We start from the raw sequence: 12116 nt of genomic DNA, 5'->3' as shown, positions 1-12116 counted from the left end.
CACCCGCAAGGGGGCCGGCTTTTTTACTGCCTTTACGGACCTCAGCGAAGGTTAGCGGTACTATCCGTCTTTTGTCCTACTACTTGCTTTAGTGATCGTGCATCCAGCAGCGCGTCGCCCCATATTTCCAACTGTTCCATGCTGGCCTTGGCCAGCTTTTTCTGCACAGTTTGTGGCAGCGGTCCGAAGCGCCGCGTCAGCTGCCGTTCCAGCATCGCGACCGCGCCTTGCTGGCGGCCTCTATCGAGGAATGACTGTTCCAATGGGCTAATCCATTCCATTTTTTGCTCCTTTTCCAGCGCGAGGAGGGCTTGCCAGTAGCGCTGCTGATACGGCTCGGGCAAGGCCATCATCCAGTTGATCACGTTGAATAAATCGATTATCCGCTTCTTGTTCCAGCCATGTTGGTACAGTAGCCTGGTTAGCTGCCACTTTGCCGCGTACAGCAGGTCCGGATCATGGCGAGCCTGCCGCGTGCGCAAATGGGCCAGCGTGACCCAAGCGAATGGGTTGTGCGATGCCAGCAAATTATCGGTCCGGGCGGCAAAGTCCAGCAGCTTGGCGGTGGTGAACGACATCCCCATGACTGTGCCCAGCAACTGGTTATGGAAAGCGTGCGGGCGCCAGCCGGGATCGTCGTCAGCCAACAGTACCAGACTGGCCACCGGACGGTCATGCTGTTTGAATATGCGGTAGTTGTAGTCAAGTATGCGCCGTGCCAGAAAGGAATCGCGCTGGGCTTGCACTTCGATGTGCACGAGCACCCAGTGGGTGCCGCCTTCGCGCAGAGAGACCTCAACCAGTTTGTCGGCGACCCTGCCGTCCGGAGTATCGCTGAAATCAATGCCGGCTAGTTCCTTGTCGCGGAAGCGCGGCGGTTTTGACCAGTCTATTTGGCCATGCAATTTGACGAAGAAGAACTTCATGAATGCCGGAAATGCATGGGTCAAAGCGGTTTTCCAGGGTAAGTCATAACTGGCGGGCGGTGTCGTGTTTGGCATTCGCCCAGTCTACGGCCATGCCTTGCCCCGGCGTTTTGACGAAAGGCAAGGCATAGTGAAACTCCCCCAGCTGTCGGGTCATGTAGGGCGGGTTAGCAGGCAGGCGTAACCCGCCGGCGCAGTCCCAGCACCGCCGGTATCCCCAGCAGCAGCATGGCCCACGTGCCCGGCTCAGGCACCGGCGCCAGGAAGGCGCGGATTTCGCCGGCCGAATACAGATTGCTGTGGATGTTGAGGTAGGCCGATCCACTGGCCAGTCCCGCGCCGAACGCGGCCTCGGCGCCCGCCGTGGTGCCGCCGTTATTGGCCAGGAAGCCCGGGCTCCAGCTGGACGCCAGCGTGGTGTCGTAGCTCATCGAATAGTTGCCGCTGCTGACGCCCAGCGGGAAGCCGTTGAAGGTGGGCGTTTCCGTCGCCACGCCGGCATTGCCGCTGCCCGGTACCATGGTGCAGCAGTGGATGTGGGCGGCGGTGGTGGTGCCGAGCAGGCCGCTGAAGTTCATGTTCACCGTCAGCGTGTGCGCCGCGATGTCGAAGACGACTAGCGTGGAACCGGTCGCCGGCGACGGCACGGAGGGCGATTCGGCCGCGCCGCTCAGTGTGCCGCCGTAAGTGACAGGCGCCGCACTGGCGGCCGCAGCCGCCAGGGTCAAGGTGCAGATTGCCAGCTTGATTATTGTTTTCATCGCGCTACCTTTCGTTGAGAGTGGAGTAAACCAGCTTCTTAACTATAGGCCGCGATCAAAATAATGCAAAGATTGCAATATTCCAATGCTTGAAGGATATAACTCTACCGTTGCGTCTGCGCGCACAGCTCCAGCAGCAGGGCTTCGCCTTCCGGCCACGGGCCGTAGCCCGCGTCGCCGTTGATGTGGCCGGCAGGGCCGATGGAGACAAAGCGGCTGCCCCAGGCCTCGGCAAACTGGCGCGCGCGGGCGTCGCTCACGTACACGTCGTCGCTGCTGGAGACCACGATGCTGGGGAAGGGCAGGGGCGCCAGCTGCATGGGCTGGAAGCCGGTGGTGCAATCGGGGTAGGAGGGCGCGTCGGTATCGCTGGGGGCGACCAGGAAGGCGCCGGCGATCTGGTGCTTCGAGCCGGAAGCGGCCCAGCGCGTGACCAGCGAGCAGGACAGGCTGTGCGCCGCCAGCACCGGCGGCCGCTCGCACAGCGCGATGGCCGCGTCCAGTTCCGCCACCCACTCATCCCGGTCCGGCGTCTCGTAGTCGCGGTGCGGCACGCGCTGCCAGCCATGCCTGGCTTCCCAATGTGTCTGCCAGTGCTGCGGCCCTGAGTTCCAGAGGCCGGCCAGGGTGAGTACTGCGAAATCCATGACATCTCCATGCAAAAGTTGGCAATTACGCCAGTATTGCATGGAATGCGGAATTACAGGGCGGTACGCAGCGAGAACAGTTCGGGGAACAGCACCACGTCCAGCATCTTGCGCAGGTAGCTTACGCCGGCGGTGCCGCCGGTGCCGGTCTTGAAGCCGATGATGCGCTCGACCGTGGTGACGTGGCGGAAGCGCCAGAAGCGGAACGCGGTCTCCAGGTCCACCAGCTTTTCGGCCAGCTCGTACAGCGCCCAGTATTTGGCCGGGTCGCGGTAGACCGCCAGCCAGGCTTCCTTGACCGACTCGTCGGCTTCGGTGGGCAGGCTGGGGTCGCGCGCCAGGCGCTCGGGGGCGATGTGCAGGCCGTTGCGGGCCAGCAGCTGGATGGCGTGGTCGTACACGGACGGCGCGCGCAGCGCCTGCTCCAGCACCGCGTGGTTCTCCGGCGCGGTGGTGTGCACGCTGAGCAGGGCGGCGTTCTTGTTGCCCAGGATGAACTCGATCTCGCGGTACTGGAAGGACTGGAAGCCGGACGAGGCGCCCAGATACGGGCGGATGGCCGTGTATTCGGGCGGCGTCATGGTGGCCAGCACGTCCCAGGCGTGCACCAGCTGGTCCATGATGCGGGCCACGCGCGCCAGCATCTTGAACGCGGGCGACAGCTCGCCGGCCTGCAGATTGGCGCAGACGGCGTGCATTTCGTGCAGCATCAGCTTCATCCACAGTTCGCTGGTCTGGTGCTGCACGATGAACAGCATTTCATTGTGCTCGGGCGAGAGCGGGTGCTGGGCCGTGAGGATGCGGTCCAGGCCCAGGTAGTCGCCGTAGCTCATGGACTTGCTGAAGTCCATCTGGGCGCCGTGCCACTGCGGGTCGGTGGCTGGCGCTGCTGCGTGCATGGGGCAGCCGCTGGGAATGTCTTTGTTGTCGCTCATGGCTGCTTTCTCAGGTCACCGCGCCGCGTTCGGCGGCGACGTCGTAGTCTTTATTGTCCAGTATCTGCTTCAGGATCTCGACCGCGTCCCACACGTCGGCGTAGCCGGTGTACAGCGGCGTGAAGCCGAAGCGCATGATTTCGGGCTCGCGGTAGTCGCCGATCACGCCGCGCGCGATTAGGGCGCTCATGACGGCGTAGCCGTGCGGATGCGTGAAGCTGACCTGGCTGCCGCGCTGCGCGTGCTCGCGCGGCGTGACCAGGCCCAGCGGGTGGCCGCCGCAGCGCACCTCCACCAGTTCGATGAACAGGTCGGTCAGCGCCAGCGACTTGGCGCGGATGGCGGCCATGCTGGTCTGCCCGAACACGTCCAGGCCGCACTCCACCATGGCCAGCGAGACGATGGGCTGGGTGCCGCACAGGGCGCGGCCTATGCCGGCCGTGGGCGCGAAGCCGGGCGCCATGGCGAACGGGGCGGCATGGCCCCACCAGCCGGACAGCGGCTGCGTGAACGTGGCCTGGTGCTTTTTCGGCACCCAGATGAAGGCCGGCGCGCCGGGGCCGCCGTTCAGGTATTTATAGGTGCAGCCGACCGCGAAGTCGGCGTTGGCGCCGTTCAGGTCCACCGGCACCGCGCCGGCCGAGTGCGCCAGGTCCCACACCGCCACCGCGCCGCGCGCGTGGGCGAGGGCGGTCAGGCCCGCCATGTCGTGCTGGTAGCCGGTGCGGTAGTTCACGTGGGTGAGCATCAGCACGGCCGTGTCGGCGTCGATGGCGGCGGGAATCTCCTCCACGCTGTCCACCAGCTTGACGGTGTAGCCGCGCTCGAGCCAGTTGGACAGGCCCTGCGCCATATAGATGTCGGTGGGGAAGTTGCTGCGCTCGGTCAGGATCACGCGGCGGGCGGCACTCTTGGGCGTCTGCGCCTGCAGGTGGACGGCGGCGGCCAGCGCCTTGAACAGGTTCAGCGAAGTGGTGTCGGTGACAACCACCTCGTCCCCGCCGGCGCCGATCAGCGGCGCCAGGCGGTTGCCCAGGCGCTTGGGCAGGTCGAACCAGCCGGCCGTGTTCCAGCTGGTAATCAGGTCCTTGCCCCATTCGCGGTTAATCACGTCCTGGGCGCGGGCCAGCGCCGCTGTCGGCCGGGCGCCCAGGGAGTTGCCGTCCAGGTAGATCACTCCGGCGGGCAGGTCGAACTGGCTGCGCAGGGAGGCGAGCGGGTCTTGCGCGTCGCGGGTCAGGCAATCGTTGCGTGTGGTCATGGGGATACTTGAAGCTTAATGTATATACAGGAAGCCGAAGTGTAGCAACTTTTGAGGCCGCCAGGCCGGTCCGGAATCTTTTTGAAGATTTTCAAAAAAAATTCAAAAAAACCCTAAAGTTCCCCAAAACGCTGCCGTTACCCTGTTTAAGATGCGCCGCAAAGCGCCTCCGGCGGGCTGGAAGGGCAGGAAAAAAACTTCAAAATTCCTTAAAAATTTTTGGTTTGGACCCTAAAGTTCCTCGAAACCCTGCCGTTACCGGTTTAGATGTAGCAAAAAAGAGTCAGATTACCCTTCTGTTTTTTGCCTGAAAACAAGGTTGTGTCTTGCAAGTAAGAATGCCTGAAACCCGCGCCAGCACTGGCGTTGCACTATGACCGCCCTGCGTTTGTCAGACAAACGCTGACAGGGCGCGTTCGCCATTTCCCGACTCCAAATACAGCCGCCGTCCGCTTTTCTTGCTGTGCCCGCTCCCGCAGAATGTATCTCAACGGAAACGCAAATGCGTTACTAACGAGTGCAAACGAGGAGATGGAAATGACTGCGAACGACATGATGGCTGAGATCCGCGATGCAAACCTGAGCTACCTGATGCTGGCTCAGCAGATGATCCGCGCTGACAAAGTGACCGCCATCTTCCGCCTCGGCATCTCCGCCGACATCGCCGAACTGATCGAAGGCATGAGCAACGCCCAGATCCTGAAACTGGCAGGCGGCAACATGATGCTGGCCCGCTTCCGCTTCGACGACGGCGCCATCCTGGGCATGCTGACCAACTACAATAAAGACCGTTCGCTGGCCCAGTCGCACGCCGCCATCCTGATGGCCGGCCAGCCAGCAGAAGAAATCGCTTAAGATCAGTTGTCCAGCATAGCCAGGTCCCAGGAGCACACCATGAGCAAGAAAAGCGTCGTCACCGAAGCGCAGGAAATCCAGCTGGCCATCGAGCTGATCAACCTGGGCGCCCGCCTGCAGTTGCTGGAATCGGAAGTGTCGCTGTCGCGCGAACGCCTGCTCAAGCTGTACAAGGAGCTGCGCGGCGTGTCGCCGCCCAAGGGCATGCTGCCTTTCTCCACCGACTGGTTCCTTACCTGGCAGCCGAATATCCATTCCTCGCTGTTCATCAACATCCACAGCTTCCTGGTGCTGCACGCCGGCGCCACCGGCATCCAGGCCGTGATGAAGGCCTACCAGCTCTACCTCGAACAAATGCCGCCCGAGCCCGGCCAGGAAGCGGTGCTGTCGCTGACCCGCGCCTGGACCCTGGTGCGCTTCTTCAATAGCGACATGCTGAAGCTGGCCCCTTGCGGCAAGTGCCAGGGCAAGTTCGTGGTCAACACCATGGACCTGCACGGCAGCTATGTCTGCGGCCTGTGCCACATGCCTTCGCGCGCCGGCAAGACCAAAAAAGCCAAAGAAGACGCGCTCGCCGCTTGAGCCATTCCGCCTCCATTTTCCTCGCCGGCCGGGGCAGGGCATGCAGATGAGCATGCACCTGCGCCGGCTGGCGCGCGTCCCGGCCCTGCGCGCCGCCCTGATCCAGGCCGGCGCTTATCCGCTCACGCTGGCCGCCACCTACCTGCTGGCCACGCTGGGCCTCAAGCCCGGCCTGACGGACGTGGCCGTGGTGCAGGGCCTGATCGCCGCCTTGCTGACGGTGCACTACGGCCTGGCCCAGTGGTGGCGGCTGATCCAGCTGCTGTTCCCGCTGGCGCTGCTGGGCGCGAGCATGCTGGCGCTGCCGCCGGCTTTCTATTTAATAGTGTTTATTGTGCTGATGGGCCTGTTCTGGTCCACCTACCGCACCCAGGTGCCGCTGTATCCGTCCGGCCCCGCCGTGTGGGCGGCGGTGGTGGCCGAGCTGCCGCCGCAGGCGGGCCTGCGCCTGATCGACATCGGCAGCGGCATGGGCGGCATGGCGCTGCACCTGGCGCGCGCGCGGCCGGACGCGCAGGTGACCGGCATCGAGCTGGCGCCGCTGCCCTGGCTGTACTCGCGCCTGCGCGCCGCGCTGTCCGGCAGCCGCGCCAGCTTTGTGCGCGGCGACTACGAACTGCTCGATTTCGGCGATTACGACATGGTGTTCGCCTATCTGTCGCCGGCCGCCATGAGCGGGCTGTGGGCCAAGGCCGAGGTGGAAATGCGCCCCGGCAGCTTGCTCATCAGTTATGAATTCGAGATCCACGCCCGTCCGCCCGTCAAGACCATAGTTACCACAGAGCACGGGCCCGCGCTCTACGTCTGGCGCTTTTAACGCGTCTTTTGCTTGCCCGCTCCCCCTGTCTCACGCTATTGTAGTTCCACCTGTTAATTTAGCGTTTTTCTATCTTTTTTCGGAGCTGGCACTCTTGTTAGTCATACTTGGATATTTTGTCGTCCTCGGTTGCGTGTTCGGCGGTTTCGCCGCGGCGGGCGGGCATCTGGCCTCCCTGTTCCAGCCCGTGGAGCTGCTGCAGATCGGCGGCGCGGCGGTCGGTGCTTTTTTTGTCGGTAACAACAGCAAAGCCATCAAGGCCACGGTGGCGGCGATACCCAAGCTGCTGCGCGGCTCGCGCCACACCAAAGACCTGTACATGGAGCTGATGTCGCTGATGTTCGACGTGCTGTCCAAGGTGCGCAAGGAGGGCCTGATGTCGATCGAGGGCGATATCGATTCGCCCAGCGACAGCCCGCTGTTCAGCAAATACCCGTCGGTGCTGTCGGACCACCACATCGTGGAATTCATGACCGACTACCTGCGCCTGATGGTGTCCGGCAATATGGACGCCTTCCAGATCGAAAACCTGATGGACAACGAGATCGACACCCACCACCATGAAGGCATGGTGCCGGCCGGCGCGCTCGCCAAGCTGGGCGACGGCATGCCGGCCTTCGGCATCGTGGCCTGCGTGATGGGCGTGGTGCACACCATGGAATCGGTGGGCATTCCGCCGTCCGAGCTGGGCCTGCTGATCGCCAAGGCGCTGGTCGGCACCTTCCTCGGTATTCTGCTGGCCTACGGCTTCGTCAGCCCGCTGGCCTCGCTGCACGAGCAGAAGCTGGAAGAAGAAACCAAGATGTTCCAGTGCGTGAAAGTGACCCTGCTGGCCAGCCTGAACGGCTACGCGCCGGCGCTGGCCATCGAGTTCGGCCGCAAAGTGCTGTACTCGACCGAGCGTCCGACTTTCGCCGAACTAGAGGACCACATCAAAAAATCCAAGACCAAATAAGCCCGGCATGCCGTATTATCAGTACTATTATTGAATTATGGAAACACTAAGGAAACTCCATGGCTGACGAGGGCTTGCGGCCGATAGTAGTCAAACGCATCAAGAAGGGCGGCCATGGGCACCATGGCGGCGCGTGGAAGATCGCCTATGCCGACTTCGTGACGGCGATGATGGCCTTCTTCCTGCTGATGTGGCTGCTGGGTTCGACCACCAAGGGCGACCTGAACGGCATTTCCGAATACTTCAAGACCCCGCTCAAGGTGGCCATGCAGGGCGGCTCGGGCAGCGGCGACAGCTCGTCCGTGATTCCCGGCGGCGGCAAAGACCTGACGCGCAAGGAAGGCCAGGTCAAGCTGGCCGACGACCCCACCGTCAGCAAGAAGACCTTCAATCTGACCGCCGCCAAGGCCGAGCTGGAGCGCCAGGAAACCGAGCGCCTGCAAAAGCTGAAGGAAAAGATCGAAGCCAAGATCGAGAGCAATCCGCTGCTGTCCAAGTACAAGAAGCAGCTGCTGCTGGACTTCACCAGCGAAGGCCTGCGCATCCAGATCGTCGACGAGCAGAACCGGCCCATGTTCGCGTTGGCCAGCGCCCAGCTGCAGCCCTACACCAAGGAGATCCTGCAGGAGATCGGCGTGGTGCTGAACGACGTGCCCAACAAGATAGGCCTGTCCGGCCACACCGACTCCACGCCGTACTTCACCGACGCCGGCTACAGCAACTGGGAACTGTCGGCCGACCGCGCCAACGCCTCGCGCCGCGCGCTGATCGCCGGCGGCATGGCCGACACCAAGATCCTGCGCGTGGTGGGCCTGGCTTCGGCGGTCCACCTGGACCGGCTCGACCCCTTCAACCCCATCAACCGCCGCATCAGCATCGTGGTGATGAACAAGAAGACCGAAGACGCGGTGTCGCGCGACGGCGCCAAGCTCGACGTGGGCGCCGACACCGACGCCACCAATGCAGCCGCCGCTGCGGCCGCCGCGGCGCCGGCGCCCGCTCAGGCCCCGGCCGCTGGCAAGAAGTAGCAACCCCCAAGCAGCAATGAAGAAGTAGCAACGCCGCACCACGGCGGGTATTGAGAACGAGACTGAATATGACGAGAAAAAAAATCCTGGGTTCCCATGTAAAGCGCCTGCTGTCGGGCGTGTCGGACCACGGGAAGCGGCACCTGACGGAAGTCGAGACGGACCTGATCCAGACCAACTTGCTGCTGGAGGAGGCCATCGAGAAGCTGTCGCGCAATTTCATGGCCATCCATGAAACGGTGACGGCGCAACAGGCCGCCATCAACCTGCTGCTGGACGGCGGCTCGCCGTCGCCTGAACAGAAGGCCGAGCTGTCGGCGCTGTCCGAGCAGGTCGGCACGTATGTGAACGCGGCCGTCACCAGCATGCAGTTCCAGGACATGACCAGCCAGCTGATCGACCGCACGCTCAAGCGCGTGACCGGCCTGCGCGAGTTCCTCGGCACGCTGGGCGCGCACGGCGCCGAAATGGTGCCCGACAGCGGCAGCGAGGAGATCGTGGACCTGCTGGGGAAAGTCAGCATGGCGCTGGCGATCCAGAGCCTGGAGCTGCGCAGCGTGCTGCGCAAGGCGGTAAGCCAAAAACACCTGGAAAGCGGCGACATCGAGCTGTTCTAAGCCCGCGCCGCTCCTTGAATTAACACCTTTGAAATAGCGAGAAAACATAATGGCTAAAACAATACTTGCAGTTGACGATTCCAGCTCCCTGCGCCAGATGGTGGCCTTCAGTTTGAAGGCGGCGGGCTACCAGGTGGTGGAAGCGGTCGACGGCCAGGACGGCCTGGAAAAAGCCAAGCAGCAGGCGGTGGACCTGGTGCTGACCGACCAGAACATGCCGCGCATGGACGGCCTGCAGCTGATCAAGCTGCTGCGCGAGCTGCCGACCTACCAGAAGACGCCAATTTTGATGCTGACCACCGAATCGTCCGACGAGATGAAAGCGAAAGGCCGCGCCGCCGGCGCCAATGGCTGGCTGGTCAAGCCATTCGATCCGCAGCGGCTTATCGAGGTTGTCAAAAAAGTTATTGGCTAAGGGGCTGCCATGTGTTTAGTACTTGATGGAGTCTCGCCATGACCATCGACATTAGCCAGTTCTACCAGGTCTTCTTCGACGAGGCCGAGGAGCTGCTGGCTGAAATGGAACGGCTGCTGCTGGCGGTGGATATCGCCGCGCCCACCGAAGAAGACCTGAACGCGATCTTCCGCACCGCCCATTCCGTCAAGGGCGGCGCCGGTACGTTCGGCCTGAATGACATGACGGAAGTGACCCACATCCTGGAGACGCTGCTGGACCGCATCCGCAAGGGCGAGATGGCGCTGACCTCGGAGCACGTGGACGCCTTCCTGGCGGCCAAGGACATCCTCAAGATGCAGCTGGACGGCCACCGCCTCGGTTCGGCCGTGGACCAGGACGCCGTCGCCGACGTGCGCATGATGCTGCAATCGCTGTCGCAGGACGTGGTGGCCGCACTGTCGCACGTGGCGCCGTCCTTCCACAGCGCGCCGCAGGACGACGCGGTGGACCACAGCGGCGGACGCCGCTACCGGCTGGACCTGCCGCAGATGGAGCAGCGCGAAATCACCGCGCTGTCGGCCGAGGTGGGCCTGCTGGGCGCCGTCACGACCACGCCGCTCGACGGCGGCCGCACCGCGCTGGTGGTGACCACGCACGAGAGCCTGGACGACATTATTTCGATCTGCTCCTTCATCCTCAATCCGGATGACATGAAGATTTCCGAGCTGCCCGCGCTCACGCCGGAGCAGCATGCGCTGGAGAGCGCCGAGCGCGCCCGCGTCGAGAACGACCAGGGCTACGGCTTCTTCGACCCCGAGCCGGTCACGTCCGGCACTGGCGCCGGCGCAGCTGCGCCGGCGGGCCAGGGCTACGGCTTCTTCCAGCCGCTCGAGCAGATCCGCGCCGACGCGGCCGCCGGCGCGGACGACGCGCGCGGCTACGGCTTCTTCGAGCCGGTGGAGGCCATCCGCGCCAAGGCCGGCATCAAGGACGAACCCGTGCCCACGCCGGCCGAGGAGGAGAAGAAGGCCGCCGTGGTGAAGAAGGAGGCCGACAAGCCGGCCGCCCACGCCGGCGCCGAATCGTCGTCGATCCGCGTGTCGATCGAGAAGGTCGACCAGCTGATCAACCTGGTGGGCGAGCTGGTGATCACCCAGGCCATGATAGAGCAGCGCGTGGACACGCTGGACCCCATGGTGCACGAGCGCCTGCTCAACAGCGTGAGCCAGCTCACGCGCAACACGCGCGACCTGCAGGAAGCGGTGATGTCGATCCGCATGATGCCGATGGACTTCGTGTTCTCGCGCTTCCCGCGCATGGTGCGCGACCTGGCCGCCAAGCTGGGCAAGAAGGTGGACTTCATCACCAACGGCGCGGCCACGGAGCTGGACAAGGGCCTGATCGAGCGCATCGTCGATCCCTTGACGCACCTGGTGCGCAACTCCATCGACCACGGCATCGAAATGCCCGAGGTGCGGCGCGCCGCCGGCAAGACCGACGCGGGACGCCTGTTCCTGTCGGCCAGCCACCAGGGCGGCAATATCATCATCGAAGTGTCGGACGACGGCGGCGGCTTGAACCGCGAGAAGATCCTGGCCAAGGCCAAGTCTTCCGGCCTGCCGGTGGCCGACACCATGAGCGACGCCGAGGTGTGGCAGCTGATCTTCGCGCCCGGCTTCTCCACCGCCGAGCAGGTGACCGACGTCTCCGGCCGCGGCGTGGGCATGGACGTGGTCAAGCGCAATATCACCGCCATGGGCGGCACCGTGGACATCCGCTCGGCCAAGGGTTTCGGCACCACCATCTCGATCTCGCTGCCGCTGACGCTGGCGATTTTGGACGGCATGTCGATCAAGGTGGGCGAGGAGATCTACATCCTGCCGCTGGGCTTCGTCATCGAATCGATGCAGCCGGCGCCGGAGGACGTGAAGGAAATCTCCGGCAAGGGCAAGGTCATCAAAGTGCGCGGCGAGTACCTGCCTCTGATCCCGCTGTACCAGATGTTCGAGATCACCCCGCGCTTCACCGACCCGGCAGAAGGCCTGGTGGTGATACTGGAGACGGAAGGGCGCAAGGCGGCGCTGTTCATCGACGACCTGGTGGGGCAGCAGCAAGTGGTGGTGAAGAACCTGGAGTCGAACTACCGCAAGGTGGCCGGCATCTCCGGCGCCACCATACTGGGCGACGGCGGCGTGTCGCTGATCCTGGATGTGGCGGCGTTGATACGCTCGTCGCGCCAACTGGCGGACGAATCCATTTTTTCCTGAATAAACCAATACACTGGGCCTAACCTGGGCCCGTAATTTTGCTGAATACACCTGCTAGAAGGAATCCA

The 12116-nt window shown here is 63.5% G+C and carries 13 protein-coding genes; 8 read left to right on the top strand and 5 right to left on the bottom strand.

Annotated features, from left to right (window positions below):
* Window positions 1-41: 41 nt before the first annotated feature.
* The 5 genes from AC07S4_RS23930 to kynU all read right to left on the bottom strand — a co-directional run bounded on the left by AC07S4_RS23930 (window position 42) and on the right by kynU (window position 4530).
* On the bottom strand, window positions 42-950 hold the full coding sequence (locus AC07S4_RS23930) for a DUF4351 domain-containing protein (protein ID WP_494988991.1): 909 nt from the start codon (window positions 948-950) through the stop codon (window positions 42-44).
* Between the two features lie 143 nt (window positions 951-1093).
* The gene (locus AC07S4_RS23925; protein WP_494988990.1) at window positions 1094-1687 is read right to left on the bottom strand and encodes a CHRD domain-containing protein; all 594 of its coding nucleotides are present in this window, start codon (window positions 1685-1687) and stop codon (window positions 1094-1096) included.
* A 104-nt stretch (window positions 1688-1791) separates the two neighbouring features.
* Window positions 1792-2334 (bottom strand): RBBP9/YdeN family alpha/beta hydrolase, encoded by a 543-nt coding sequence (locus tag AC07S4_RS23920; protein WP_494988989.1) that lies wholly within the window; start codon window positions 2332-2334, stop codon window positions 1792-1794.
* Window positions 2335-2387: 53 nt separating this feature from the next.
* Window positions 2388-3269, bottom strand: a complete 882-nt coding sequence (gene kynA, locus AC07S4_RS23915; RefSeq protein WP_494988988.1) for a tryptophan 2,3-dioxygenase — start codon at window positions 3267-3269, stop codon at window positions 2388-2390.
* A gap of 10 nt (window positions 3270-3279) precedes the next feature.
* The gene (gene kynU, locus AC07S4_RS23910; RefSeq protein ID WP_494988987.1) at window positions 3280-4530 is read right to left on the bottom strand and encodes a kynureninase; all 1251 of its coding nucleotides are present in this window, start codon (window positions 4528-4530) and stop codon (window positions 3280-3282) included.
* Window positions 4531-5067: 537 nt separating this feature from the next.
* On the opposite strand from kynU, the gene flhD reads away from it, so the two are divergent.
* From flhD to cheA, 8 genes are all read left to right on the top strand, one after another.
* Entirely contained in the window at window positions 5068-5385 is a 318-nt protein-coding gene (gene flhD, locus AC07S4_RS23905) for a flagellar transcriptional regulator FlhD (RefSeq protein WP_057157943.1), read from the top strand.
* Window positions 5386-5424: 39 nt separating this feature from the next.
* Entirely contained in the window at window positions 5425-5967 is a 543-nt protein-coding gene (gene flhC, locus AC07S4_RS23900; protein ID WP_494988986.1) for a flagellar transcriptional regulator FlhC, read from the top strand.
* Window positions 5968-6013: 46 nt separating this feature from the next.
* Window positions 6014-6784, top strand: coding sequence for a methyltransferase domain-containing protein (locus AC07S4_RS23895; RefSeq protein ID WP_494988985.1), 771 nt, complete (start codon window positions 6014-6016; stop codon window positions 6782-6784).
* Window positions 6785-6878: 94 nt separating this feature from the next.
* On the top strand, window positions 6879-7739 hold the full coding sequence (gene motA, locus AC07S4_RS23890) for a flagellar motor stator protein MotA (RefSeq protein WP_494988984.1): 861 nt from the start codon (window positions 6879-6881) through the stop codon (window positions 7737-7739).
* A 59-nt stretch (window positions 7740-7798) separates the two neighbouring features.
* Entirely contained in the window at window positions 7799-8767 is a 969-nt protein-coding gene (motB, locus tag AC07S4_RS23885) for a flagellar motor protein MotB (RefSeq protein WP_494988983.1), read from the top strand.
* Between the two features lie 68 nt (window positions 8768-8835).
* A complete protein-coding gene (locus tag AC07S4_RS23880; RefSeq protein ID WP_161073010.1) occupies window positions 8836-9384 on the top strand; it encodes a chemotaxis protein in 549 nt (182 codons plus the stop codon).
* A 49-nt stretch (window positions 9385-9433) separates the two neighbouring features.
* The gene (locus AC07S4_RS23875) at window positions 9434-9799 is read left to right on the top strand and encodes a response regulator (RefSeq protein ID WP_056396897.1); all 366 of its coding nucleotides are present in this window, start codon (window positions 9434-9436) and stop codon (window positions 9797-9799) included.
* A gap of 38 nt (window positions 9800-9837) precedes the next feature.
* Entirely contained in the window at window positions 9838-12048 is a 2211-nt protein-coding gene (cheA, locus tag AC07S4_RS23870) for a chemotaxis protein CheA (RefSeq protein WP_494988982.1), read from the top strand.
* Window positions 12049-12116: the final 68 nt, after the last annotated feature.

This window comes from Pseudoduganella sp. GW821-FHT05F09 (assembly GCF_059419605.1).
Note: the sequence above shows the minus strand (reverse complement) of the source record. Positions and strands in the feature narration are given on the sequence as shown.

Bases quoted from the DNA above. Each gene is read 5' to 3' on its own strand.
- AC07S4_RS23925 (WP_494988990.1), bottom strand. From the start codon at position 1,687: ATGAAAACAATAATCAAGCTGGCAATCTGCACCTTGACCCTGGCGGCT.
- kynA (WP_494988988.1), bottom strand. From the start codon at position 3,269: ATGAGCGACAACAAAGACATTCCCAGCGGCTGCCCCATGCACGCAGCA.
- motB (WP_494988983.1), top strand. From the start codon at position 7,799: ATGGCTGACGAGGGCTTGCGGCCGATAGTAGTCAAACGCATCAAGAAG.
- AC07S4_RS23920 (WP_494988989.1), bottom strand. From the start codon at position 2,334: ATGGATTTCGCAGTACTCACCCTGGCCGGCCTCTGGAACTCAGGGCCG.
- AC07S4_RS23895 (WP_494988985.1), top strand. From the start codon at position 6,014: ATGAGCATGCACCTGCGCCGGCTGGCGCGCGTCCCGGCCCTGCGCGCC.
- AC07S4_RS23880 (WP_161073010.1), top strand. From the start codon at position 8,836: ATGACGAGAAAAAAAATCCTGGGTTCCCATGTAAAGCGCCTGCTGTCG.
- cheA (WP_494988982.1), top strand. From the start codon at position 9,838: ATGACCATCGACATTAGCCAGTTCTACCAGGTCTTCTTCGACGAGGCC.
- flhC (WP_494988986.1), top strand. From the start codon at position 5,425: ATGAGCAAGAAAAGCGTCGTCACCGAAGCGCAGGAAATCCAGCTGGCC.
- AC07S4_RS23875 (WP_056396897.1), top strand. From the start codon at position 9,434: ATGGCTAAAACAATACTTGCAGTTGACGATTCCAGCTCCCTGCGCCAG.
- flhD (WP_057157943.1), top strand. From the start codon at position 5,068: ATGACTGCGAACGACATGATGGCTGAGATCCGCGATGCAAACCTGAGC.
- kynU (WP_494988987.1), bottom strand. From the start codon at position 4,530: ATGACCACACGCAACGATTGCCTGACCCGCGACGCGCAAGACCCGCTC.